The following is a 25,561-nucleotide window of genomic DNA, read 5'->3' as shown; positions in this document are numbered from 1 at the left end:
CCAGCTCCCTACCGCGCCCGCTCCACCCGCTTTTCATCCCACACGGGCTCGTCGGATTCGTAGACCTTGCCGTCGGAACCAAACACGAGGAACCTGTCGAAGGAACGGGCGAACCAGCGGTCGTGGGTGACTGCCAGGACTGTGCCTTCGAAGGAATCGATGGCCTTTTCCAGGGCCTCGGCCGAATGCAGGTCGAGGTTGTCGGTGGGCTCGTCAAGCAGCAGCAACGTGGCGCCGGACAGCTCAAGCAGGAGGATCTGGAAGCGGGCCTGCTGCCCGCCCGAGAGGGAATCGTACTTCTGCTCGGAACTCGAGGCCAGGCCATAGCGGTCAAGGGCTCCCGCGGCGGCCTCCCGGCCAAGCCCCGACCGGTGTTCATCGCCGCGGTGCAGGATGTCCAGCAGGGTGCGGGTCAATAGGTCGGGCCGGGCATGTGTCTGGGCAAAGAACCCCGGGCGGATGCGGGCGCCAAGTTTCACGGAACCTTCGTGGGGCACATGGGCAATCTCGACGTCGGACACGGGCTCATGCTCTTTGTCCGGGTCCGAGCCTCCTGCCGCAAGCAGGCGCAGGAAGTGCGACTTGCCTGAACCGTTGGAGCCAAGGACACCGACCCTGTCGCCAAACCATATTTCGGTGGAGAACGGCTTCATGAGGCCCGTCAGTTCCAGCTTCGTGGCGACGACGGCGCGCTTGGCCGTGCGCCCGCCCTTGAGCCGCATCTTCACATTTTGCTCAATGGGCAGCGCCTCGGGCGGGCCCTTTTCCAAAAACTGCGCCAGCCTGCTCTGCGCGGCCTGGTAGCGGTTCGCCATGTCGGAACGGAACGCGGCCTTGGTCTTGTACATGATGACGAGTTCCTTGAGCTTGACATGCTCCTCGTCCCACCGCTTGCGCAACTCTTCGAAGCGGGCGTTGCGGTCCTCGCGTGCCTTGATGTACGACTCAAAGCCGCCGCCGTGGGTCCAGCTTGAGGCTCCGTTGATGCCGGGCTCGAGCGTGACGATCCGGTTCGCGGCATTGGCCAGCAGCTCGCGGTCGTGGCTGACGAACAACACCGACTTGGAGGATTCGGCCATCTTCGCCTCGAGCCACCGCTTGCCGGGAACGTCGAGGTAGTTGTCCGGCTCATCGAGCAGCAGCAGCTCGTCGGGGCCGGAGAACAGTGCCTCAAGGACCAGGCGTTTCTGCTCGCCGCCGCTGAGCGAGGCGGCCTTGCGGTACTGGGCCGTGTAAAAGTCCATGCCCATGGCCGCCATGGTGACTTCGTCCCAGGTGGTTTCCATTTCGTAGCCGCCAACATCACCCCAGTCGGCGATGGCCTGGGCGTAGGCCATTTGGCTGGGTTCGTCGTCGCGCTCCACCATGGCCAGCTCGGCCGCGTCCACGGCCTTCCCGGCGGCGGCGATGTTGGCCGAGGCTACAGAGAGCAACAGGTCGCGGACGGTGCTTTCGTCCCGGACCTGGCCCACGAACTGGCGCATCACCCCCATGGTGCCTGGGCGCGAGACAGCACCCTCATCCGCCTTGATGTCCTGGCAGATGATGCGCAGCAGCGTGGTCTTGCCCGTGCCGTTGGGGCCGATCAACGCCGTCTTGGTGCCATCGGAGACGCGAAAGTTCACCCCGTTCAGCAGCTGCCGGCCGTCGGAGAGAAAGTAGTCAATGTTTGCAACGTCAATATGTCCCACGCTGCAATTCTCCCATCTCTGCCGGGAATGGTTGACCCGAGGCCGGCTGTGCCAGGCGGCGATGGGATAGGTTTTCCATTGGATGTGTCCCCGTCCGGCACCGTAAGGAATGCACGATGAAACTACTGGCCCTGCGCGAAAGATTTCTGCCAGGCACCTTCCCTCCCCCGGAATGGGAGCGCGCGCAGCCCCCGGCGGCACTGCTTGTCCGCGACATCTGGGCAGCCCTGGCGATCATGGCCGCCGCCATTCTTGGCATGGAAATGGTTCTGAGCTTTGGCCCGTCCGAAGGCGCACCGGACCGCCTGATAAGTTATCTGGCCATTGCAGCCATGACGGCGCCCCTGGCCTTTCGGCGGCGGTTCCCCATCGCTTCGATGCTGATGCTGTCGGCCTGCTTCATGGGCTTCGGCATTGGGGTTCCGCAGGTCGCAGTTCAGCTGGCCCCGCAGATCGCCTACTTTGTGGGACTGTACTCCGCCGTCACGTGGGCCAGGGACAGGCGCGCCCTGGGCATGGCGCTGTGCGGTGTCATCGTTGCCATGTTCCTCTGGCTCGTCATTACCATCACCAACGCCTCCTACATCTATGGGACCGAGCTGGACCTGCCCGCACCGATGGAAACGTCGGGTGCCATAGATCCCCTGCTTGCCTTCGCCAGCTACAGCTTTCTGGTGAACCTCTTCTACTTCGGCGGTGCCACTTTCCTGGGCCTCATGTCGTGGCGCAGCGCATGGCAGCACGATCTGGTGGTCGCCCAGTCGCGTCAGCTCCAGGAACAGTCCGACGAGCTGGCACGGCGGGCCGTCATTGACGAGCGGCTGCGCATTGCCCGTGAACTTCACGACGTGGTGGCCCACCATATTTCCGCAGTCGGGGTGCAGGCCGCGGCAGCCCGCCTTGTCCAGCCGAGGGATCCGGCACGGACGGCGGAACTTCTGCATGGCATTGAGGGCTCTGCCCGGCAGGCCGTGGGTGAAACCCGGTCACTCCTGCGTGTGCTGCGCCATGAGGACGGGCACGGCTCCGGCCCCCACGAGGGAGATTCAGTGCGGGCTCCGGAGCCGTCCCTGCGGGAAATTCCGGCCCTGTTGGAGCAATCACGGCAGACGGGTGTCGCCGTCGAGTTGATTGTGGTGGAGCACCTGCCGGGGTTTATCGACTCCCTTGGGGCAGGCCTGAGCCTGGCGATGTATCGAATCGCAGCGGAATCCCTGGCCAACGTCCGCCAACATTCCACTGCCCGCAACGCCGTCCTTTCGCTCCGCAGCGGCCGCAGCGAACACGGCGACTGGGTGGAAGTGGAGGTGACGGACAACGGAGCTGCGCGCCAAGGAACCCATGGCAGCGGATTCGGGCTCCGGGGAATCCGGGAACGGGCCGAGCTGCACCAGGGGCTGGTGGACATCGGCCCCCGCACGCCCACCGGCTGGCGCACCCGCGCCCGCCTCCGCATCCCAACCGCCACGCCGGGGCTCAGCCTTGATCCGCTGCCCGCGGCGGCGGGGAGCCGCACAGGTGAAGCCGGCCAACCGGACCCCGGCGCGTCGGAGTCGGGCGCGTGAGCAGGATCCGGGTTCTGATCTGCGACGACCAGGCGTTGATCCGTTCCTCCCTGGCACTCATTCTGGGCACCGACAACTCGCTGGAAGTTGTGGGAACGGCAGCCAACGGCGCGGAGGCAGTCACAGCGTCAAGGAAGCTGAACCCTGACGTTGTGCTGATGGACATACAGATGCCTTTGCTCGACGGCGTGAGCGCGACAGCACAGATCACCTCGGAAGGCATGGCCAAGGTCATCGTCCTGACCACCTTTGACCGCGACGACTACCTCTTTGCGGCCCTCGATGCCGGCGCCAGCGGATTCCTGCTAAAAAACACCGAACCCGAGGTGCTGATGCAGGCAGTCCATGCAATTGCCGGCGGGCAGGCGCTGCTCTCTCCCGAAGTGACCCTGCGCATCATCCGCCGGGGTACGGCGTCGTCGTTGGCTGAACCGTCCCCGGCTGTTGCGGTGGCGGCCCGCCTGCAGATCGGGGAACGCGAACAGCGTGCCCTTGATGCGCTGACCGGCCGTGAGCTTGAAGTCCTCGTGCAACTGGCTGGCGGGCTGTCCAATGCGGAGATCGCAGCAAGCCTTTCCGTCTCGGAAACAACCGTCAAAACGCACCTGTCCAGCATCCTCGCCAAGGCCGGACTGCGCAGCCGGGTCCAGGCCGTGGTGTTTGCCTACCGCGCCCGCCTCATCCCTTTGGAGGAGGCCTGAGGCTGGCCGGCATCCCATCGGGCGAAACTTCATTATTATGGCCGATCCGACGACCCCGTGCTGCCGAATATATTGGAGGGCAAGACAACCCCCTGCGCCTGCATGGGGCACACTGCAATCCAAGGATTCGTGACAGTTGCTGGAAGTACAGAACCTGACCCGCCACTTTGGTGACCGAACCGTCCTTGACGACGTGTCGTTCACTGTCCCTGCCAATGGCATGACCGGTTTTGTCGGGGCCAACGGCGCGGGCAAGACCACTACGATGCGCATCATCATGGGGGTGCTTAAATCCCATGCCGGTGCGGTCCTTTTCAACGGGAGTCCAATTACCGGTCCGGACCGGGCACGCTTTGGCTACATGCCTGAAGAACGCGGGCTGTACCCCAAACAGCCCGTCTTGGATCAGCTGCAATACCTGGGCCAGTTGCACGGCATGAGCCGCAGTGATGCCCGCCGTGAGGCATTGGAACTGCTGGAGCGGTTCGGCATTGCTGACCGGATAAAAGACAAGCTTGAGTCGCTCTCGCTGGGTAACCAGCAGCGTGTCCAGGTGGCTGCATCGCTCATGCACCACCCTGCCGCGTTGATTCTCGATGAGCCCTTTTCCGGGCTCGACCCGCTGGCAGTGGATTCCATGACGTCCCTACTTGCGGAACGCGCTGCCACCGGTGTTCCAATCCTGTTTTCCAGCCACCAGCTGGACCTGATCGACCAACTTTGCGACAACCTTGTGGTGCTCGCCAATGGCACGATTGTTGCCTCCGGCAGCGCCGATGACCTCCGCAGGCGTGCAGGCGCACGGCATGTGCTGGTGACACCGCCGGACGCGGGATGGCTGCGCGAGCAGCCGAACGTGCGCGTCATTGACGTTTCGGGCCCGCGTGCAGTGGTTGAGTTCCCGGACAATGCCGTTGCCCAAAGCGTCCTGCGCAGGGCGCTGGAACGCGGCGACGTGACTGAGTTCGCCCCGCAACGTCCCTCCCTGGCCGCCATCTACCGTGAGGTCATCCAATGAGCACCACGCTGCAAACCAAACCCCCGGCGACGGGCACCGCTGCCACCTCCACGGCCCCCTGGCTGATCGTGACGTTGCGGGAAGTCACTGTGAAGGTTCGCGACAAATCCTTCATTATCTCCACGCTGGTCACCTTGGTCTTGATCGTCGGCTCGGTGGTGGTCTCCGGCTTCATGGCCAACAAGACAACCGACGCGACCGTCGGATTTGCCAACGGCGGCAATGCTGCGGCGCTCGTTGCAGCAGCAAATGAACTGGCCGTGGAGAAGTCACAGGGCATCGAACTGGCGCCGGAGGTCTTTGGCACCGACGACCAGGCACTGGCGGCATTGCGCGCCGGCGATATTGACCTGGTCCTGGTCCCCGCCGCCGACGGTTACAGCCTCACGGGGCTCAAGGAAGTGCCGGGCTCCGTGGAAAAGCTTCTCTCGGAAGCGGCCGGCAGCCGGGCGCTGGCCCAAAATGCCGGGCAGCTTGGCGTCGATGTGGGGTCCCTGACGGCAGGTTCCACCATCACCCAGGTACTGCTTGTGGGCAGCCACGAACGCAATTCAATGGCCCAAGCCATGGCGTTCATCTTTTCCTTCCTCTTCTACATGTCGGCCATGATCTTCGGCATGCCGATCGCCAACTCAGTGGTGGAGGAGAAACAAAACCGCGTCGTGGAAATCCTGGCCACTGCCATCCCCATTCGCCAGCTCCTGACCGGGAAGATTCTGGGCAACGTGATCCTCGCCATGGGCCAGCTCAGCCTTTTCGTCGGCATCGGCCTGCTTGCCCTGACGCTGATGCCAACGGAGGTCCCCTTCCTGGCCATGCTCATCGCAACCTCCGGCTGGTTCCTGGCATTCTTCCTGGCGGGCTTCCTGTTCCTGGCCGCCATCTGGGCCGCGCTTGGCGCGATGGCCTCGCGGGTGGAGGACCTGCAGCAGTCCACCGGTCCCGTCATCGGCGTGCTCGTTGCGGTCCTGTTCGTCGGAATCTATGCCAAGGGCAGCTGGCTGCTGGCTGCTTCGTACATTCCTGTCATCTCCTCTGTGGCCATGCCCATCCGGCTGCTCAACAGCGATGTTCCGATGTGGGAACCCGTCGTGTCGCTCGCCATTGCAGTTGCCGCGGCGTGGGCCATGGTGCTGCTGGGAGAACGCATTTATCGCCGGGCAATCATGGCGACCGGCGGCGCGCTTTCCTGGCGGAAGGCGCTGAAGCTCGAGGACTGAACCGTCAGCATGGAGAGGGTGGGGGAAACCCCACCCTGGATTGACGGGCTGGCATGATGGTTTCAGCACCCGGCCCCGGCAAGGATTGAAACATGAATAACTCAACTGCCACCGCGGCACCCAAGTCCTGGCTGATCCTGCGCCCCGCCACGTGGCGCCAGATCGGCACCGACCTGGCGTACATCCTGCCCGGCTTCTTCCTTTCCCTGGCCTCGTTCGTCGTCTTGGTGGCGTTGTTCTCGCTGGGCCTGTCCACGATCGTCATCTGGATCGGTCTGCCCATCCTTGTGGCCTGCCTGGCCACGGCCCGCTGGTTTGCCAACATCAACAGGAGCGCCCTGCGACGGTGGGCCGGGGAGATCCCGCCCGTTCACTACCGGGGCCGGCACGCATTTTCCATTGGCGGCATGTTTAAAAACCTTGCCGACCCGCAGCTGTGGAAGGACTTCATCCACGGCTTCCTGGTCTCCTTTCCGCTGCGCACCTTCACCTTTTGTCTCAGCATTGTCTGGCTGGGTGTCATGGCCGGCGGCCTCACCAAATGGTTTTGGCGCATCTACCTGCCCGAGGACGAAACAGACCTGGCATCCATTTTGGGCCTCGACGCCCAGCTCAACATGGGCCCCGGTGACGCCCAGGTTGCCCTGGAAGTGGTGCTCGCCATCGTCTTCCTCCTTGCACTGCCCTTCATCATCCACCTCCTCGCCGTTGCCGACGCCGCCGCCGCCCGGGTCCTCCTCACCAACGAAACCGCCGCCCTGCGCGCCCGCAGCCACGAGCTGGCCGCCAGCCGTGCCCAAGTGGTGTCGGAGGAGGCCAGCACGCTGCGCAAGATCGAGCGCGACCTGCACGACGGCCCCCAGCAGCGGCTCATCCGGCTGCAGATGGATGTCGAGGCGGCCGGGCGCCGCATGGCCACCGATCCGGAAGCGGCCCGGGAATTGATGGACGGCGCCCTGGAGCAGAGCCGCGAGGCCCTGGCGGAACTGAGCCAGCTGTCCCGTGGCATTGCCCCGCCCCTGCTGGCCGACAGGGGCCTGCGCACGGCCATGGAGTCGCTGGCTGGCAAGTCCGCAGTCCCCGTGGCCGTCTCCGGAAATCTCCAACAGGGCACCCGGCTGGCCGAAAGTGCCGAAAATGCCGCCTATTTTGTGGTGTCCGAGGCCTTGGCCAACGTCTCCAAGCACTCCGGGGCCAATCAGGCCGCCATCAGCGTGAACGCCAATCCGAGCGAGTTGCTCATCGAAGTGACTGACGACGGCGGTGGCGGCGCCCATGTGGGCAAGGGCCACGGCCTGGCCGGCCTTGTGGACAGGCTCTCCGGCGTCGATGGCTCCCTGGAAATCATCAGCCCCGACGGCGGCCCCACCAATCTCCGGGCCAGCATCCCGCTGCATGGCTGAAAGCTGCCTTGCCGGGCCCTGCCTGACTGAGCACCGCGTGGCTGAAGGCTGCCTGGCTGAAGTCCCCGGCGGCTACTGTGGAACCATGCGTGTTGTCCTGGCTGAAGATTCCGTCCTGCTCCGTGAAGGCCTTGTCCGGCTGCTTGAAGAGACGGGTGCCGAGGTCTGCGCCGCGGTGGGCGACGGCGTCGAACTTCTCAAGGCGGTTGAGGAGCACGCCCCCGACCTGCTGATCACCGATGTGCGGATGCCACCCTCGCACCGGGACGAGGGCCTCAAGGCCGCCATCGAGGTCCGGACCAGGTTCCCCTCGGTTGCCGTTCTGGTGCTCTCGCAATATGTGGAGACGAGCTACGCCGGGGAGCTGCTCGCCAGTGCGTCAGCCGGCGCCGGGCTGGGATACCTGCTCAAGGACCGGGTGGCCCGGTTCGAGGACTTCAGCGACGCCATTGCGCGCATCGCGGCCGGTGCCACCGTCATCGATCCCGAGGTCATCGGCGCCTTGTTCGCCAACCGCGGCGCCGCCGACCCCCTCAACACCCTCAGTCCGCGCGAATCGCAGGTCCTTGAATTGATGGCACAAGGACTGACCAATGCCGGCATCGCCAAGGCGCTTGTCGTCAGTGGCGGCGCAGTGGAAAAGCACATCAGCGCCATTTTCATAAAGCTTGGGCTGCAGCAAAGCGCCGACGACCACCGCCGCGTCCTCGCCGTGGTGAGCTTCCTGCAGCGCGGCAGCTGACCGCCGGCGGCACCATGATGGGCACGTCCGCGCGCTCCGGATGTGCCCATCATGGTGCCTTCCTACCCTTCAGGGCCCCAACCATTCAGCCTGTGCGCAGCATTCCAGTCAGGCACGACGACGGCGGATGACCACCAGCGCAGCGGCACCTCCCAGCACCAGCAGCAGGGCGATGCCTGCCGACAGCATGACCTGGGCGCCGGTGCTGGCCAAGCCGCCACCGCTGTCGCTGTTGCCGCTGCCGTTGCCGTTGCTGCCGCCATCGGGGACTGTCGCCGCCGGGGACACCGTCGTTGGTGCTGCCGTTGGTGCAGGCACTGTTGGTTCGGGCGCTGTCGGCTCGGGATCCGGCGTTTCGGTAACCGGCGGGTCAACCGTTGCAGCCGTGATCACAATTGCCGTACGGGCCAGGACGGCGCCGTCCTGCTCCAGTGTCAGCTCGTGTGCCCCGGCCGCGAATGCTGCCGGAATCACCGCCGTCAGAGTCGCTGAACCATCGTCGGCAGCCTTCACTGTTGCCAGCTTGGCCGGATCCGAGTGGATCCACAGTTCATAGGATGCACCCGCCACCAGGTTCTTGGCCGTCACGGCGATCTCCGCACCGGCAACCGCAGTGGTCGGTCCGGACACTGACGGGGCAGCCGGTTCCGGTGTCTCGACCGGCGCCACCACGGCATCAACAGTTGACGCTGCCACCAGGCCTGCATTGTCGGCGGCACGGTAGGCGACGGACACGCCGTCGTCCGCTTCCTTGACGGCCTCCGTGTAAGCCAGCCAGGTGCTGCCGCCGTCAGTGGAGTACTCCACTGTGGCAATGCCTGAGCCGGAATCGCTGGCGTCCAGGGTGATGGTGCGGGCATCGGCATCCACCGCGCCAGTGAGCACCGGCACCTGCGTGTCGACCTTGAAGTTGGCAGTTGACTGGTCCTCCTCCATGTTCCCTGCTGCATCGCTGGAGCGGTACTTGACGGTGTTGACGCCTTCGGGAAGGGTGACCGGCCCGGTGTAGCTTGACCACGGGCCGGCGCCGATCTGGAGGATTCGCCGGCGGAGGTGCCGGATTCTTCTCGTGGAGCAGGGGCATTCGAACTCACCTTCAAGCCATTACGATGGTTTGTGATTAATTCATCATCCAAACATTCACTAACGATCACTCAAGAGTGTGATGCAGGTCAAGCTTTTCGGGATATGTTACCGATCTCATACGTTTGTGACAGTGATGGTCGGGTGCACACTGCCACCAGTTCCGTCAGGACCATTTCGTTTGGGACGGTGCATTTGTGGACCTAACCATGTCTCGTTGGGGCTCTTTGGGGGTCACAAATGCTCAGTCCCTGGTGCGCGGTCGTGCTGGTGGTATGCAGGCACGAAAAGGCCCCGTCCGCCGTCGTGGGTGTGACGTGGATCGGGGCCGTGACGCTGGCCGGTGGGACTCTTCTGGAGCTAGGGTGTCGGAACCCCGTTGCGGCTGGGCTGGGGAACTGCCGTCAGCGAGCTGTCTGCATCTGCACTGGTGGTGGCCGGTGACTCGGGCACGACGCTGGAGGGAGAGCTCTTCGCGGGGGCCGTCGTTGTTTCCGACGCCGTGGGGGTCACGGTCGCCGGAGGTGCAGTAGTCGCCGGCGACGTTGTGGCTGCAGGTGCCTTCGTGGCCGGCGGCGTCGTCGCTGGCGACTTTGTGGCTGGCGGGGTTGTGGCTGCAGGTGCCGGCGCGGCCGGCGGCGTTGTCGCTGGCGGGGTTGTGGCTGCAGGTGCCGTCGGTGCCGGCTTAGTCGGTGCCGGCGTGGCCGGCGGGGTTGTCGCTGCGGGTGTCGTTGGTGCTGTTGTGACCGGCGGCGTTGTGACTGCAGGTGGCGTTGTTGTCGGTGCAGGCTTCGTCGGCGCCGTTGTCCCAGGCGCGGTGGTGCCCGGCTTTGTTGTGGCCGGCGGTGAGCCCGGCTCCGTCGATGGGTCCACTCCGGGGGCTGAGCTCTCGGAGGGTTCCGGAGTGTATTGGCCCTTGTCGGCTTCTTCCTTGGCCTTGCCTGCGTCGGACCTTGCCCTTTCATCGTCCGAGGCGAAGGCGGGCATCGTGAAGTAGCTCGAGGAACTGCTGACGGCGCCCGGCGCATGCAAGATCGTACCCACGGACGGGTTCAAGGCGCTGATCATCCTGCCATTGCCAATGTAGATGCCAATGTGCGACCAGTGGTTGGGCCCGTCGGGGTTTTGCACGACGATGTCGCCAGGTTGGGGATTGTTGGTTTGAACCATGGGCAGCCACTGTTCGGTGCGCGGCAGGGCAACTCCGGCCTGGGCATAGGCCCACTGAACGAAACCAGAGCAGTCCCAGCCGTTTGCAAAGCTGGTGCCGCCCCAAACGTAGGGATGGCCGAGGCCCTGGTAGGCCGCCGTCAGGATGTCCTTGCGCACCTGGGAGATCAGCTCTGCGGAGATTTCCGGCACGCCGCCACGCATGGCATTGACGCCCTGGGCCTGGTGGGGGGTGTTGCCATTGGGGTCGGTCAGGTCAAAAATCTTCTTGGCGGCAGGCTTCTTGGCCTGAATCAATGTGTCGGCGAAGGACAGTTTCACGCCGATCCCCTGAGCAGCGAAAGAATCGAATCCAACGGCGGCGGCATCGCTGGAGCTGGAGTTGGCGGTCCCGGGAGTGGCCTGAATGGTTGCCTGGGCACTGGCGGCAGCGGCCGCGTCCGCCGAAGACGTGCCGACGTAGCCGGCAGCCACAAACCCGCCGGAAGCCAAGAGGGTGCAAACAACCGCCATGCTCAATTGGTACGGCCGCGACCTGCGTTGCGAGAACGTCATTCGGTAGTCCCCCTGCTTCCCTGCACGCGGTAGTGATGCACCTACGCCGCCTTGCAGAAACGTAGAGTTCTTGCCACTAAGAAATTCCCACTAAGAAACTCGACACTTCAGAAGTGCACCCTGGCACGATTTAATCCAAACGAATGCCATTTAGGTGACAGCCTAGGGCATGTGCGGCGTCGGCGCACCCCTTTTTACGCAGCTATTTTTCGGCAGTTTTCCAGCCCGGGATCCGCCCCGGGTGAGGGTGGCCCACAGCCGGGCCCGGCTACCCGGCGCTGCGTATGATCCGACGCGACACCGCAACGGAAATGGCTGCCGTCCGGTTGTCCACGCCCAACTTGTCATAAATGTGCACAAGGTGTGTTTTCACGGTTGCCTCGGAGATGAACAGCTGCCTGGCGATGGCCTTGTTGGTCATTCCGGTCGCCAGCAGTTCAACGAGTTCCACTTCCCGTGCGGACAACACCGGGGCGGGGTTGCGGATCCGGCCCATGAGCCGTGCGGCGACTTCCGGTGCAAGCGCCGTCTGCCCGGCGGCAGCCGACTGCACTGCGCCTCGGATCTGCTCGGGAGGGGCATCCTTGAGCATGTAGCCGCTGGCCCCGGCCTCAACTGCGGCCAAGATATCCGCATCGGTGTCGTACGTGGTCAGGATCAGCACCGGAGGGGCAGCTGGCAGCGCCTTGATGGCCTTGGTCGCGCTCACACCATCCATCCCGTCGCCCATTTGCAGGTCCATGAGCACCACGTCCACCGGTTCGCCCAACGTTTGCAGGCGTTCAACCTCCCTGATGGCGGCGCCGCCCTCCGGCGCCTCAGCCACCACGGTGAACCCCTCAAATTCGGTGAGCATGGCCCGCAGCCCCGCACGCACCACCGGGTGGTCATCCACCAACAAAATCCGAATCTCACTCACGCGTTCTCCCCCTGTCCTGCATCGGAGCCGATGCGGCCCCCATCCAGCGGCAGCCGGACGGCCACCACGGTACCCTCCCCGGGAGCCGACTCAATTGTCATCGTCCCCCGCTGCGCCACCACACGTTCGTGCAACGAGCGCAGCCCAAAGCCGCTCCCGTCCGCCCGCCCGGCCACAGTGTCCGCAAGCTTTTCCGGCTCAAAGCCGCGACCGTCGTCGAACACGTCAAGGGTCACCTCGCTGCCCAGAAACGCCAAACTGACGACGGCGGACTTGGCTTTCGCGTGCAGCCAGACATTGGCGAGGCTCGCCTGGGCGGCACGCAGCAGGGTCACCTTGTAGGGTTGCGGCAGTTTGGCGGGCTCGCCATCCAGCCGGAAGCTGCACTGCAGCGAGCCGCCGCGGGCGGCGGCCTCGCGCTGAGTCTTGCTGCACAGCCGGGACAGGCTCTCCACCAGTGAGGTCTCGGTGAGTGCCGGCGAGGAGAGTCCGCGCACAAAGTTACGCGCCTCGGCCAAGTTCTCGGCGGCGGTGGCCTCAACCATTGTCAGGCTTTCGGTGGTGGATTCCAGGTCGCCGGAATCCAGGCTGCGCAACGCTGCGCGGGAGACCAGAATAATGGAGGAAAACCCCTGGGCGAGGGTGTCGTGGATTTCCCGGGCCAGCCGGGCACGCTCCGCCAGGACCCCCGATTCGTGCTGCGTGGCGGCAAGTTCGGCCCGGGTGCGGCGGAGTTCGTCGGCCGCCAGCCGCTGGTATTCGCCCTCTTGGTACAGCAGCCGATAGGCCTTCGACGTGGCCACGGCGAACGCCGCACCGAAGACAGGCCCCACTATCACCGGCAGCGGCGGAAAGCTGGAGCCCGCTGAACCCCACTGCGCAAGAATGACCCCGGCCGTCATGAGCACAGCCGTGGCAAGTCCTGCCCAGCGCGGCAAAAGGTGCAGGTGGAGGAAGAACAAGGGGAAAACCAGCCAGGAGAATTCCACCGAGCCAAGCATCAGGACCGCCCACATGGCGGTGATCAACGCGAGCCAGAGCACAGCAAATCGTCTCGGGTTCCGGTGCATGTCGCCGGCGGAAAACCGTTTCTCGGCCACGGTACCCACCAGATACGTCGTCGCGAGCAGCACCGACAACGCAAGGAACCAGTAGCGTCCCGGCAGTTCCGACTGGTCCATGAGGAGCCGGATGACGCCCACTGCCAGCAACACCGCAAAGCCCACGTGCAGGGTGACGCGCAGAAAGCGCAGGATCGTGCCACTGGTGACAGGCGGAGCATCCACGGCAGACATGTCACCAGCTTAGGCCCCGTGCCATCCCGGGCGGATCAACCAAATGGTTGAGTGTCCGGTCAACCGTTTCGAAGGGTCAGGATCAACCAACCCTGCGATGGCACGGAAGGCGTTCCACGGGACAGTTGAAGTACTTGCAAATCCACCCGGAAAGAAGCCAGTTCTTCCGGCACATGAAAGAAGCTGTTTATGTTCCTCGCGATCCGAGACATCCGCTTTGCCAAGGGACGGTTCGCCCTGATGGGCGCCGTTGTGGCCCTGATCAGCCTGCTGCTTGTTCTGCTGTCAGGCCTCACCGCCGGGCTGGGCAATCAATCCACCTCCGCCGTTGCCCAACTGGGTGCGGGCTCCGGTTCAGGTGACAAGGTCAGCCAGATGGTGTTCGGGGCGCCGGCCGAGAACGAGGCGAAGGTTTCCTTCACGGAAAGCCAGGTCACGCAGGAACAACTCGACGACTGGGCCGGACAACCGGGCGTGCAATCGGCGGTGCCGCTGGGCATCAGTCAAAGCCGCTTCCAGGGTGCCGGGGACAGCAAGGGCATTGCCAATGTCGCCGTGTTTGGTGTTGGCGGCCAAGCTGGTGGCGGGCAGGGCGCGGACGCCGGGATCGCGCCGTCGGACATCAGTGATTCAACGGTTGTCATTGGCGAAAGCGTGGCCAAGGAACTTTCCCTTGCCACCGGTGACGCCGTGACCATTGCGGGCACTGAACTGACTGTTGGCGGCGTCGTTCCCGACCAGTGGTACTCACACAGCTCGGTTGTTTGGACCACCCTGCCCACGTGGAAGAAGGTTGCCCACCTCAGCGACCCGGCGCAGCTTGCAACTGTTCTCGCCGTGACCTTCGAACCGGGCGCCACCGTGGACACCGACGCTGCCAACGCCGCGGCCGGCACCGCCAGCACCACCCGCAACGGATCGTTCGAGGGCTTGGGCGGGTACAAGAGCGAAAACGGTTCCCTGCTGATGATGCAGGCGTTCCTTTACGGAATTTCAGCCCTTGTCATCGTTGCCTTCCTGACCGTCTGGACTGTCCAGCGCACCCGCGACATTGCCGTCCTGAAGGCCATGGGCGCCTCGGGCAGCTACCTCCTGCGCGATGCTTTGACGCAGGCGGCGCTGGTCCTGCTGGCCGGCGCCGGAATCGGCGGGCTTGTGGGCGTGGCCGGCGGACTCCTTGCATCTCAGGCCGCCCCGTTCCTGCTCACCCCGGCAACAACACTGCTCCCCGTGGTCGGCATCGTGGCCCTTGGTTTGGCCGGCGCAGCCCTTGCCGTCCGCAAGGTCACCCGTGTTGACGCCATGATTGCCCTCGGCGGCAACTAGTCCCCGCCTGCTCCACACACTCTTTCCCTCCTCTTTTACTAAGGACATTTCCGATGACTGCACTGAATCTGATCAACGTGACTCTGCAATACCCTGATGGTGATGGCATCATGACGGCCCTGGATGCCGTGAACCTCTCGGTCCACCCCGGTCAGTTCATTTCCCTGGTGGGCCCGTCCGGCTCGGGAAAATCCAGCTTGCTGGCCGTGGCCGCCACGTTGATCAAGCCGACGTCCGGCTTGGTCATGATCGACGGGATCGATGCCACGGCACTTTCCGAAAAGGAATTGGCGGCCCTGCGCCGGGACAAGGTGGGCATCATCTTCCAGCAGCCCAACCTGCTGGCATCGCTGACGGCCGCCGAGCAGCTCATCATCACGGACCACCTTCGAGGGAAGGCACTGCGCGCAGCCGGGGTCCGGGCCGCCGAGCTCCTCGACCTTGTGGGCCTTGCCGATTGTGCCGCAAAGCGCCCGCACCAGCTCTCCGGCGGACAGCGCCAGCGCGTCAACATTGCCCGAGCCCTGATGGCCGAGCCCAAGGTGCTGCTGGTTGATGAGCCCACCGCCGCCCTCGACCACGCCCGCAGCGATTCCATCGTCAGGCTGCTGCGCAAGGTCAGCGACGAGTTCAACGTGGCCACCGTCATGGTCACCCACGACACCGAGTTCGTGCCGCTCACCGATGCTGTTGCCTCCATGCGCGACGGCGCCCTCACCGCCCCCGTCCCGGCCACGGCAGGCGCAGGCGCACATTAGGCGCCACGTCCCGAAGCCCGGGAATGCGCAGCCATGCAATAACATAAGGGAAACGCACGTTTAGACCAGCGCGATCGGAGCCACCCCCATAATGAAACGCCTTGCAGCCCTTGCCGGCAGCCTTCTCCTTGCTTTGACCATCTCGTCCTGCGGTGCCGCAACAGGCCCCGTCGGCACGTGGGGCGACGGCTACAACACCGACAAGGAGCCCTACCTGGAACTGGCCCTTGGCCAGGAACAGGACGCGAACAAGGCTGGGTTCCTGACGGGAAGCGACGGCTGCAACCGTCTTTCCGGACAGTGGATGATGGTCGACGGCGAACTCACCTTCCCGCAGCTCGGCGGCACCCAAATGGCGTGCAAGGGCATGGACATCTGGCTGTCCAAGGCCGCCAGCGGTTCCCTCGACGGCGACGTGCTCACTATCAAGGACGCCACCGGCGCCACACTTGGCACCCTGGACCGCCGCAACTAACAGGGTCCCTCCGCTGCTGTCTCGCAGCAGGAACGTCCCTGCCGGTCAAAGGCTGCTGGGCAAGAACTCCAGTACCAGATCTGCAGCACAAAAGCTGCCCGGCCCCTTTCATCGGGGCGGGGCGGCTATTGTTTTCCCGCCCACCAGGTCCCGCTGCGCGCTACTTGGTGCCCAGGCCAAGGTCGGGGTCGGCCAGGCCGAAAGTGTTCTTCAGTGCCGACTTCGCAGCGAGCCAGCCTCCCATGCCATGCACGGCAGGCCCCGGCGGCGTTGACGCGGAACCCAGATAGAGTCCGGGAACAGGGGTTCGCCAGGGATCGGGCGAGATGACGGGACGCCTGAGCAGTTGCAACAGTGTCACCGCGCCCGAGCTGATGTCCCCGCCAATGTAGTTTGCGTTGTACGCACCCACATCCTGGGCAGTTTGCGTGTTCGTCGACAGGATGAGGTCCCTGAAACCCGGTGCGTCCCTTTCCACGGAACGGATGATGGCCTCCGTGCAGTCGCGGGTGGAGCCGGCCGGAACGTGGGTGTACGCCCACAAGGTGTGCCGGCCCCCCGGGGCGCGGCTCCCGTCAACCACGCCGGCCTGGACGGCAAGCACATAGGGGTTTTCAGGGTGGCGGCCTGCCAACACCTCATTTTCGGCAAAGGCAATGGCCTCCCGCGACCCGCCCAAATGCAGGGTTGGTGCCTGGCGCAGCTCGGGCGCCGTCCACGGCACAGGCCCTGACAACGCAAAATCAACCTTGCAAACACCGGCGCCATACCTGAATGATTCCAATCTGCGTATATACCGCATCGGTAATTCTTTCCGGGCCATGGCGGCCAGGGCCCGGGGCGTCGTGTCGCAAATGACGGCCGTGGCACCCGTTGCGGCCTTCAGCTCGGCCACGCTGTCGATGCGCTCCGAGACGTGGATCCGTCCGCCGTGCGCGAGCAGGTCGTCGGCCATGGCCTGGGCGATGGCCTGGGAGCCTCCGCGCGGGACCGGCCAGCCTTGGGCGTGGGCCAACACACCCAACAGCATTCCGGCTCCAGAGGTTGCCAACGACGGCAAGCGCCCGATTGCGTGCGCGCCCACGCCTGTGAGCATCGCCGGGGCAACGTCTTTCTTGAAGCCCAGGTTCCATGCGGGCGTCCCCTGCAACAGGGTGCGCACGCCATACTCGAATGCCGCCAGCGGGTCCCTGGGCATCCGGACAAGGCTTCCTTGCGTGAAATCAAGGACACCGTCGAGCCGGCGCAGCAGGGGTTCCATCAACGTCCGCCAGGCGCGGCCGTCGGCGCCCAGCCCCTCCACCGTCCTGTCAAGGCTGCGATAGGCAATTCCTGCCCGGCCGCCGTCGAGCGGGTGGCCATAGGAAATCTCCGGCACGATCAGTTCGATCCTGCGACTCAGTTCAAAAGCCTTGAAAAACGGTGATGCCAGGGCCATGGGGTGCACGGCCGCGCAGACGTCGTGCCGGAAGCCCGGAAGCGTCAGCTCCTTGGTCCGCGTGCCGCCGCCAATGGAATCGGCGGCCTCAAACAGCTGCACCGACAGCCCGGCCCGCGCCATCGTGACGGCCGCAGCCAGCCCGTTGGGGCCCGAGCCCACCACCGCGACATCAACCATGCTGGGCGGCCCCGGCCATGGCGGCATGCGTGGCGTCAGAAGCATCGCGGTCTTCATCAATGAGGGCCACGGCCGGGTCGGTGGGCGGCCCAAGCAGCACCCCGCCTTGCGGATCGTCGGTGCCGCCGCGGCGCACCACGTCGTGTCCGGGAACGAACATGTCGCGGATTGTCAGCCCGATGAGCGCGCAGGTGGCAGCCACTGCCACCATGGCAGCCATTATGAAATAGGGCGTGTCGATCGCATGCTGGTTGCTGATGCCACCCAGGTCCTTGGCGCGAAAGAGCATGAAGGCAATGAAATGGGCAACGACGGCTGCCTGCCACAGCAGCACGGGGCGCCACCGTGGCAGGGCCAGCGCCAGCAGCGGCAACAGCCAGACGGCATGCCACGGTTCGGCACCTTTGTTCACAACGGTGAAGCCGGCAACAGCGACAAAGACCAGCTGGCCAACTCGGGGACGGCGCGGGGCAAACAGGGCCAGCGCCGCTACACCCAACACCAGCGCCGCCAGCAGGATGGCAGCTAAAGCGTTGCTTATGCCCACGTCCAACACCGGCCAGCCCATGCGCTCGGCGATGAGGTTCCAGCCGCCGTAAAGGGAGGACTCCGATGGCTTGCCGGCAATCAATTTGCCCAGGTAATCGGGGAATGCCGGCGGATTGCCGGCCATGACGGGAGCCAGCACCAGCAGCCAGGCGACCAAGGCTGCGGCGGCCATTTCCAGCATCCTGGTCACGCGCCGGGCCCGGATGCCAAGGGCCAGGAACGCCACCAAAACAATAATCGGGTAGGGCGCTGCCATGGCGGCGACACCAAGGACGGCACCGGCCCCAAGCGTCCGACGCCGGGCAAAAAGGTAGATGGCCAGGCTCACCAGGGCGGCGGCCCAGAAATCCCAACTGACATAGGCCGTCAGCATCAACACCGGGCTGGCAGCCACAATCGCCGCGTCCCAGCTGCGGCGCACTGCCGTGCGGGCCACAATAATGACGGTGACTATCCAAACAACGGCAATCAAGGCGGCGTTGACGTCAAAGAACGCCAGCTGGCGCACGGCGCCGTCACCCGACGGGCCTGTCAGCCAGGCGGTGCTGCCGGCGATCCACCCGGCCAGGAGGGGCTGCTCAAACGGTGAGCCTTGGCTGAAGAACGGGAACAGGGTGCCAAGTCTGTCGTCCACAAACGAGTTGGGGAAAATGGACCAGCACACAGTTGAATACTGGTCGGGCGTGGTCCATCCAGCGGTGCGGCAATGGGATTTCGTCAGCACAGCGATGAGGGCAGCCGCGCCTGCCATCAGGACCAGTACCCGTTCCACCGTGAAAAAACCGGGCTTCGTGGTCCCCGGAGCCGTCCGCTTTCCCAGCGGTCCGCCCACCACTTCGGTCATGGTCCGCAACAGTGAGTCGCTGCGTGAGGGCACCACCATGGGGTGCCGAGGCGACCTCCCCGGAGCCTGTGAATCGTGCATGAATATGAGCCTACCGGGTCACGGCCCCGCCGCCCGATTGCGTCACCCCGGGTGCCGCGGCGCGCATGCCGGATGCGGCATGCGCGGGCAGTGGCAGCTCAGGCCGGTGTTACAGGCCCCACTGTTCCACGGCAGGTGTTTTCTTGTCCCAGCCCAGCGTGCACACCTTGGCCGTGCCCAAAACAAAGTGGCGGCCCTCGCCGCCTGGCAGCCCGAGCCAGCGGGCAGCCAGGATCCGCAGGAAGTGCCCGTGTGCCACCAGCAGCACATTGGCCGGTGCGCCGTCGTCGCGCTTGACAGCTCGCGCACGCAGGACGATCTGGTCGGCACGCGCGGCCACCTGGTCCAGGGCCTCGCCGTTGGGCACGCCGTTGTCCCAGATCAGGTAGCCCGGGTTTTCTGCGCGGACAACTGCGCTGTTGATGCCTTCGTAATCGCCGTAATCCCATTCGACGGCGTTTGGCTCGACGACCGCCTCGGGGAAACCGGCCAGGGTGGCTGTCAGCTGCGCGCGTTGCAGCGGCGAGGTGAGGACCAGGTCAAAGTCGACGCCGGACAGGGCAGCCTGCGCGGAGCGGGCCTGGGTTTGCCCCACCTCGGTCAACGGCATGTCGGTCAGGCCCGTGTACTGCCCGCTGCGGGACCATTCAGTCTCACCGTGGCGCAACAGCCACAGCTTGGGGCCGCCCGGGAGGGGGGCGGCTGCGGCGGGGATGGTGTCTGCTGGATGCTGTGTCATGGTTCTTCGTTCCATTCGCCGATCGTGCAACGGGTGTTAATTAGTCTTTGGCAACTTCTGATTTGGCAACATCTGGTTCGGAACCCTCCGGGACGGGCTGTGATTCAGGCTGCCCGGCCCACCACCTGCGCAGTTCCGCTTCAGCTTTTTCCGGGCCCAGCGGCCCATGCTCCATGCGCAGTTCAAGCAGGAAGCTGTAGGCGCGCCCCACAACACGGCCGGGCTTGATGCCCAACAGGGCCATGATGGCACCGCCGTCAAGGTCCGGGCGGATGGAATCGAGTTCCTCCTGCTCGGCCAGGACGGCGATGCGCTGTTCAAGGTCGTCGTAGGCAAAGGCCAGCCGCTCGGCCTTGCGTTGGTTGCGGGTCGTGACGTCGGAGCGGGTCAGCCGGTGCAGCCGCTCAAGGAGGGGGCCGGCATCCGTCACGTAACGGCGCACGGCGGAATCGGACCAGCCGGCCTCGCCGTAGCCGTAAAAGCGCATGTGCAGCTCCACCAGCCGGGAGACGGCCTTGATTGAATCATTGTCAAAGCGCAGGGCCTTCATGCGCTTTGCCGTCAGTTTCGCACCGGCCAGGTCGTGGTGCCGGAAGCTGACAGCCCCGCCCGGCTCAAAACGGCGGGTCTTGGGCTTGCCGACGTCGTGCATCAATGCCGCAAACCGCAGCACAAAATCGGGGCCGGGCACAGCCCCGTCCGGCCCGCTCTCCAGCGAGGCCGCCTGTTCCAGTACCTGCAGGGAGTGCTGGTAGACGTCCTTGTGGCGGTGGTGTTCATCCGTTTCCAGCTTGAGCGCGGGCACTTCAGGCAGCACCAGGGCGGCCAGTCCCGTCTCAACCAAAATGTCGACGCCTGCCCTTGGGTGCGCGCCGCAGATGAGTTTGACCAGCTCGTCACGGACTCGCTCTGCGGAAATGATGCTGATCCGCCCGGCCATGCCCGTCATCGCGGCCAGGACCTCGGGGTGCAGCGAAAAGCCCAGCTGTGAGACAAAGCGGGCGGCGCGCATCATGCGCAGCGGGTCGTCCGAGAACGAGTCCTCGGCCGCGCCGGGTGTGCGCAACAAGCCTGCGGCAAGGTCCTTGGCGCCGCCGAAGGGGTCAATGAGTTCCATCTCCGGCAGCCTCAGGGCCATGGCATTGACACTGAAATCCCGGCGCTGCAGGTCGTCCACCAGTGATCGCCCAAACGCCACGACCGGCTTGCGCGAGTCAGGGTCGTACGCCTCCGCACGATAGGTGGTGATCTCAATGAGCAGCACCTCCTTGTTGCGGTTGCGCTTTCGGAACCCGATGGTGCCAAAGTCCCGGCCCATCTCCCAGTGCGAATCCGCCCACTTTTTGGCCACAGCCAGAATTTCGTCCGGGTTGGCGTTGGTGGTGAAGTCCAGATCCGGGGAAATCCGCCCCAGGAACAGGTCGCGGACGGGGCCGCCAACAAGGGAAAGTTCGTAACCGGCGTCGGCAAAGAGCCGTCCCAGCTCCAGAACAACTGGGTCAAATTTTGAGGTATCGGGCACTAAATCCATGGTTCCTTAAGGATGCCAGACTTTTCCGGGCGCGCGCTTGCCCCGCTGCGCCGTCTTCAATGGACCGTGCGAAACCACCCCTCCGGCCTGTCATCATCCGTTGCCAAAGATAGCTAGAGTGGACTCCATGGTTCACCCCGTGCCGCGCGCGCCCAAGAGGACCCCGTTGCCGTCGGCAATGGGTCCCCAGGTTGTGCCCGCTGCACCCAGCACGCCCAGCCAGCTGCCCACTGTTGAGGAAGTCTCTGCCGGCGGTGTCGTGGTTGAGCTGCACGACGGCGTCCCCCGAGTTGCGATCATCGCCCGCATCAACCGCGGTGGCCGGCTTGAGTGGTGCCTGCCGAAGGGCCATCCCGAAGGTGTTGAAACACACGCTGAGGCGGCCGTGCGTGAGATCGAGGAGGAGACCGGCATCGCCGGGGAAATCCTCGCCACCTTGGGCAGCATAGATTACTGGTTCACCGTCAGCGGGCACAGGGTGCACAAGACGGTCCACCACTTCCTGTTGCGTGCCACGGGCGGCTTTCTCACCATTGAAAATGACCCGGACCACGAGGCTGTGGATGTTGCGTGGGTGCCGTTGGCCGAATTGGCCAAGAAGCTCTCGTTTCCCAACGAACGTCGCATCACCGACCTCGCCCGCGAATTGCTGCCGGAATATTTCTAACCGCCGCCACTGGCGGCAGGACTCCCACGGAACCTGCGTTGCGGCGGCCGTTGCTGCCAGCACTCTTTGAGCATGCAGTGAGATGATGGGAACAATGTCTAACGATGAACGGCTCCGCATCCCGCCGAAACCCAACACCGCGCCACGGTCGGCTGCTCCTCAAATCAGCATGGACACTTCCATGATGGCTGCGGTGCAGGCTTCTCCGCAGGGAGCCATGCAGGCCTCCCCGCAAACCCGGGCGCAGCCTGTGGTGACCAACGACGGCGTGACTGCCGGCACCGGCGGGACAAACAGCGGCGGCCGCCATGCGCCGTCGTCCGCTAAAAAGTCCCGCGCCGCAGCGTCCCGTGCCAGGAGGCCCGACCCTGCAGGCTCCCGGACCGCACAAGCCAGCGCCGTGCGGTCCAGTGCCTCCATGGCCATTGGCACCCTGGCCTCCCGCATCCTTGGCTTCGTCAAGGGCATCGTGCTGGGCATCGCGATTGCCGGCACCACGGTAGGCAATATCTTTGAAGGCGCAAACAGCCTCCCCAACCTGATCTTTTTGATGATTGCCGGCGGTGTGTTCAATGCTGTACTGATCCCGCAGATCGCCAAGGCCAGCAAGCAGCCGGACAAGGGTTCCGAGTTCATCTCGCGCCTGCTGACCCTCGGCGTCATTGGCCTGCTGGTGCTGACAGCGCTCGTCATGCTGTTGGCGGCACCCATCATGGGGTTGTCCACCTCCTTTACGGGCATGCAGCTGGAGCTGGCCATCACCTTTGGCTTGTTCCTGCTGCCGCAGATCTTCTTTTACGGGCTGTTCTCGCTGCTGGGCCAGGTGCTCAATGCGCACAACTCCTTCAAGGCGTATGCGTGGGCGCCGGTGGTCAACAACGTTGTGGCCATCGCCGGCCTGTTGGTGTTCATCGCCGTGGCGGGCGGCACCGCCACCAACCCCCACTCGGTGGAAAACTGGACCGCGGCACAGACGTGGATGCTGGCAGGCACGGCCACGCTGGGCATTGTGGTGCAGTCGGCCGTGCTGCTGATTCCCGTGCACCGCCTGGGACTGGGCCTGCGCCCCCGCTTTGGATTGAAGGGCACAGGCTTGGGTGCCACTGCGAAGGTTGCCCTGTGGACCATGGGCACCATGATCATTGGCAACCTGAGCTTCATCATCATTATGCGTGTGGCCACGATTCCGGCCGGCGGCGACGGTGTGCCGGAGCCCGGATCCACCATTCCGGGCCTTTATGCACTCAACCGTGCCACCGAGCTGTACATCATGCCGCACTCAATCATCGCCCTCTCCATTGCCACTGTGATGTTTACGGCCATGGCACATGCCGCTGCCAACAAGGACATGTCAGGGCTGCGCGCCTCCCTCGCCGGGGCGCTGCGCACCACGGGCATGGCCACAGTGTTCGCCGGCGTGGCACTGGTGGTGCTTTCGGGTCCCTTTGGCATGTTGTTCAGTGGCGGCCAAGAAACAGGCAGCCGCCAAATTGCCATCATCCTGTCCATCCTGGCGATTGGTGCACCGTTCTACAGCATCAACTTCATCCTCAACAGGGTGTTCTATGCACAGGAGAACGCCAAGACACCCTTCATCATCCAGTGCATTCTGGTGGGTGTTGGCATGAGTACAGCCTTGTCGGCCGCGTTGCTGCCGGAAGAGTTCATCATTTACGGGCTGGCTGCCAGCTACACCCTCAACAATATCTTGGGCCCCATCATCAGCCACTTGTTCCTGCGGGCCAGGCTCGGCAACTACGGCGGCGGCCTCATCCTGCGCGCCCACATGCGATTCCTGGCCGCGGCCCTGGTGGCGGGCATTGCCGGCGAGCTGCTGTTGCGGCTGTTTGGCAGCTCCGCCAGCACAGGCTTCATGTGGTCCTCGATTCCAGCCTCGGCCGTCACGCTGGCTGTGGTTGGAACTGTGATGGCGCTGGTTTATATCGTGATCCTGAAGCGCCTGCGCGTGGACGAAGTGGATGCCTTGATTAACCCCCTGCTGGCGAAAGTTCGCAGCCGCATTCCGTCGAGGTAGGCCGATTTGAATATGGCGCGGGCCGTTCAGGGACGCAACCATGGAACTTGCAGTGTTTTCCGATAGAATTAGTTAGATATGGCTTAGTGTCCGTCACGGGTACAAGCCACCATGCATGTAAGAGGAGGAATTGGTGCCACAACCTATCGATGTGGGCTCCATCCTTGGCGGCCGCTACAAGGTAACCGGCCGCATCTTGGCTTCCGCCGAGAACGATGTCATTTTGGATGGCTTGGACCAGGTCTTGAACCGGCCTGTCAGCATCCTCGTATCAGCCGTTGAGAATTCCCAGCATCTGACTCAAAGTGCCCGCGAAGTTGCCACCGGCGCACGGGTTTCCAATGTCTCCATCTTGGATCTCGGTGTTCAGGACAAGGCCACCTACCTCATTGCGGCGCGGACCTCCTCAGCGGACCTGCTTGACCTCGTGGTCCCCACCGACCCTGCTGAAGAGGTTTATCAGGAGCCGTTCTTCACGGACACTCTCGGCACCGAAATCTTCGGCCAGCAGCGCGACGCAGCACCTGCCGGCGGCGCCTACGTCTATGAGGACAACTCTCCCCTGACTCCCGCGAAGTCGGTGCCCAAGGTGAGCCAGGAGGAGACCCGCCACGACTCTGCGTCGGTGCCCACACCCCCTCCCGCGGCAGCCGTGGCCCCGGCAGTCAAACCGGCGGCCGTCGTCGTGCCTCCACCTGCCGCCAAGCAAACCCCCGCCGCCGCCAAGGTGACGTTGTGGGACGAGGACGACTACGGTTTCATCAACGAAGAACACCAGGAAGACCTTGCCGAATCCCGCCGTCCGGGAACCTTCCCGGCGGAATTGCGCGATGCCGGCGGCGGTTACGCCGAGGTCGACGCCCTTGAAGAAGAAGACGACGGCAATGCCCCACGCACCAGTGGACGCTGGCTGACCGGCGCCATCGTCGCTGTTCTGCTCATTGGTGCTCTTATCTTTGCGTTCCAGCACATCGGCACGTTGTTCAATGGTTCGAACAACCAGGCCGGCACCACCACTGCGGCGGCAACCCCGGGCGAAAGCCCGCCGCAGAGTTCCGGTGCTCCTGCCGAGCCAAAACCAGTCGCACCCGTAGTCACAGGACTCACCGACATCACGGCATACGCCCCCGGCGTGCCGAACTACGGTGAGCGTTACGTCCCACGCCTCAAGGAGGCGATCGACGGCAACAAGGCCACCTACTGGCCCACCGTCGAGTTCTCCGGCGATGACTTTGCCGGCATGACCGACAGCGTTAACCTCGTGGTTGAGCTGGCTGAGGAATCAACAATTGGTTCCGTGACCATCAACCAGCTTGCCGGCACGGGCGGCCAGTTCGACATTCTGACCAACAGCAAGCCAGAGCTTGACGGCGCAACGAAGATTGGCAGCGGCTCGTTCAGCGCCCCCGACTTTACGTTCACGGCAGCCCCGGGAATCAAGGCCAAATACGTCATCATCAGCTTCACGCAGCTGCCCAAACTGCAGCCCTTCGTGACGTACCCCTACGGATTGAAGATTACCGAAATCAGCGTCAAGTAACCACAGCCATTCCCCACACCCGAGTGGCGGAATAAC

21 protein-coding genes are annotated in these 25,561 nt (G+C 64.4%); 12 read left to right on the top strand and 9 right to left on the bottom strand.

Annotated elements, in window-relative coordinates; genetic code table 11:
* Nucleotides 1-8: 8 nt before the first annotated feature.
* Nucleotides 9-1,691 (bottom strand): ABC-F family ATP-binding cassette domain-containing protein, encoded by a 1,683-nt coding sequence (locus AC1L6K_RS02730; RefSeq protein WP_480951203.1) that lies wholly within the window; start codon nt 1,689-1,691, stop codon nt 9-11.
* Between the two features lie 116 nt (nt 1,692-1,807).
* Between AC1L6K_RS02730 and AC1L6K_RS02725 the strand changes: the two genes are divergently transcribed.
* From AC1L6K_RS02725 to AC1L6K_RS02700, 6 genes are all read left to right on the top strand, one after another.
* Nucleotides 1,808-3,256, top strand: coding sequence for a sensor histidine kinase (locus tag AC1L6K_RS02725; protein ID WP_480951202.1), 1,449 nt, complete (start codon nt 1,808-1,810; stop codon nt 3,254-3,256).
* Nucleotides 3,253-3,957 carry a response regulator gene (locus AC1L6K_RS02720; protein ID WP_480951201.1) on the top strand — a complete coding sequence of 235 codons (705 nt, stop codon included), beginning with the start codon at nt 3,253-3,255 and terminating at the stop codon, nt 3,955-3,957. The genes AC1L6K_RS02725 and AC1L6K_RS02720 overlap by 4 nt, the downstream gene beginning before the upstream one ends.
* Before the next feature lie 136 nt (nt 3,958-4,093).
* Nucleotides 4,094-4,975 carry an ABC transporter ATP-binding protein gene (locus AC1L6K_RS02715; RefSeq protein WP_480951200.1) on the top strand — a complete coding sequence of 294 codons (882 nt, stop codon included), beginning with the start codon at nt 4,094-4,096 and terminating at the stop codon, nt 4,973-4,975.
* Complete coding sequence (locus AC1L6K_RS02710; protein ID WP_480951199.1) at nt 4,972-6,195, top strand: ABC transporter permease; 1,224 nt, start codon at nt 4,972-4,974, stop codon at nt 6,193-6,195. Before AC1L6K_RS02715 ends, AC1L6K_RS02710 begins: the two co-directional genes overlap by 4 nt.
* Nucleotides 6,196-6,287: 92 nt before the next feature.
* A complete protein-coding gene (locus tag AC1L6K_RS02705) occupies nt 6,288-7,598 on the top strand; it encodes a sensor histidine kinase (protein ID WP_480951198.1) in 1,311 nt (436 codons plus the stop codon).
* On the top strand, nt 7,591-8,340 hold the full coding sequence (locus AC1L6K_RS02700) for a response regulator transcription factor (RefSeq protein WP_480951197.1): 750 nt from the start codon (nt 7,591-7,593) through the stop codon (nt 8,338-8,340). The genes AC1L6K_RS02705 and AC1L6K_RS02700 overlap by 8 nt, the downstream gene beginning before the upstream one ends.
* A gap of 108 nt (nt 8,341-8,448) precedes the next feature.
* Here AC1L6K_RS02700 and AC1L6K_RS02695 read toward each other — a convergent pair whose 3' ends face one another.
* The 4 genes from AC1L6K_RS02695 to AC1L6K_RS02680 all read right to left on the bottom strand — a co-directional run bounded on the left by AC1L6K_RS02695 (nt 8,449) and on the right by AC1L6K_RS02680 (nt 13,362).
* A complete protein-coding gene (locus tag AC1L6K_RS02695; protein WP_480951196.1) occupies nt 8,449-9,276 on the bottom strand; it encodes an OmpL47-type beta-barrel domain-containing protein in 828 nt (275 codons plus the stop codon).
* Between the two features lie 507 nt (nt 9,277-9,783).
* A complete protein-coding gene (locus AC1L6K_RS02690) occupies nt 9,784-11,106 on the bottom strand; it encodes a C40 family peptidase (protein WP_480951195.1) in 1,323 nt (440 codons plus the stop codon).
* Nucleotides 11,107-11,416: 310 nt separating this feature from the next.
* Nucleotides 11,417-12,067, bottom strand: coding sequence for a response regulator (locus tag AC1L6K_RS02685; RefSeq protein ID WP_480951194.1), 651 nt, complete (start codon nt 12,065-12,067; stop codon nt 11,417-11,419).
* Nucleotides 12,064-13,362 (bottom strand): sensor histidine kinase, encoded by a 1,299-nt coding sequence (locus AC1L6K_RS02680; protein ID WP_480951193.1) that lies wholly within the window; start codon nt 13,360-13,362, stop codon nt 12,064-12,066. Before AC1L6K_RS02680 ends, AC1L6K_RS02685 begins: the two co-directional genes overlap by 4 nt.
* A 189-nt stretch (nt 13,363-13,551) precedes the next feature.
* On the opposite strand from AC1L6K_RS02680, the gene AC1L6K_RS02675 reads away from it, so the two are divergent.
* The 3 genes from AC1L6K_RS02675 to AC1L6K_RS02665 all read left to right on the top strand — a co-directional run bounded on the left by AC1L6K_RS02675 (nt 13,552) and on the right by AC1L6K_RS02665 (nt 15,921).
* The gene (locus AC1L6K_RS02675) at nt 13,552-14,688 is read left to right on the top strand and encodes an ABC transporter permease (RefSeq protein ID WP_480951192.1); all 1,137 of its coding nucleotides are present in this window, start codon (nt 13,552-13,554) and stop codon (nt 14,686-14,688) included.
* A 53-nt stretch (nt 14,689-14,741) separates the two neighbouring features.
* The gene (locus AC1L6K_RS02670; protein ID WP_480951191.1) at nt 14,742-15,446 is read left to right on the top strand and encodes an ABC transporter ATP-binding protein; all 705 of its coding nucleotides are present in this window, start codon (nt 14,742-14,744) and stop codon (nt 15,444-15,446) included.
* A gap of 91 nt (nt 15,447-15,537) precedes the next feature.
* Entirely contained in the window at nt 15,538-15,921 is a 384-nt protein-coding gene (locus AC1L6K_RS02665; RefSeq protein ID WP_480951190.1) for an META domain-containing protein, read from the top strand.
* A 160-nt stretch (nt 15,922-16,081) separates the two neighbouring features.
* On the opposite strand, the gene AC1L6K_RS02660 is transcribed toward AC1L6K_RS02665, so the two are convergent.
* The 4 genes from AC1L6K_RS02660 to AC1L6K_RS02645 form a co-directional block, all read right to left on the bottom strand.
* Entirely contained in the window at nt 16,082-17,539 is a 1,458-nt protein-coding gene (locus AC1L6K_RS02660; RefSeq protein WP_480952680.1) for a phytoene desaturase family protein, read from the bottom strand.
* The gene (locus AC1L6K_RS02655; protein WP_480951189.1) at nt 17,532-19,013 is read right to left on the bottom strand and encodes a glycosyltransferase 87 family protein; all 1,482 of its coding nucleotides are present in this window, start codon (nt 19,011-19,013) and stop codon (nt 17,532-17,534) included. The genes AC1L6K_RS02660 and AC1L6K_RS02655 overlap by 8 nt, the downstream gene beginning before the upstream one ends.
* Nucleotides 19,014-19,122: 109 nt before the next feature.
* Nucleotides 19,123-19,752, bottom strand: a complete 630-nt coding sequence (locus AC1L6K_RS02650) for a histidine phosphatase family protein (protein WP_480951188.1) — start codon at nt 19,750-19,752, stop codon at nt 19,123-19,125.
* Between the two features lie 40 nt (nt 19,753-19,792).
* Entirely contained in the window at nt 19,793-21,283 is a 1,491-nt protein-coding gene (locus AC1L6K_RS02645; RefSeq protein ID WP_480951187.1) for a CCA tRNA nucleotidyltransferase, read from the bottom strand.
* Between the two features lie 127 nt (nt 21,284-21,410).
* Here AC1L6K_RS02645 and AC1L6K_RS02640 point away from each other — a divergent pair, with 127 nt between their 5' ends.
* The 3 genes from AC1L6K_RS02640 to AC1L6K_RS02630 all read left to right on the top strand — a co-directional run bounded on the left by AC1L6K_RS02640 (nt 21,411) and on the right by AC1L6K_RS02630 (nt 25,525).
* Complete coding sequence (locus tag AC1L6K_RS02640) at nt 21,411-21,950, top strand: NUDIX hydrolase (RefSeq protein WP_480951186.1); 540 nt, start codon at nt 21,411-21,413, stop codon at nt 21,948-21,950.
* A 94-nt stretch (nt 21,951-22,044) separates the two neighbouring features.
* Entirely contained in the window at nt 22,045-23,985 is a 1,941-nt protein-coding gene (murJ, locus tag AC1L6K_RS02635; RefSeq protein ID WP_480951185.1) for a murein biosynthesis integral membrane protein MurJ, read from the top strand.
* 133 nt (nt 23,986-24,118) lie between these two features.
* Nucleotides 24,119-25,525, top strand: a complete 1,407-nt coding sequence (locus AC1L6K_RS02630) for an ABC transporter substrate-binding protein (RefSeq protein WP_480951184.1) — start codon at nt 24,119-24,121, stop codon at nt 25,523-25,525.
* Nucleotides 25,526-25,561 lie beyond the last annotated feature (36 nt).

This window comes from Specibacter sp. BI4 (genome assembly GCF_056680095.1).
Note: the sequence above shows the minus strand (reverse complement) of the source record. Positions and strands in the feature narration are given on the sequence as shown.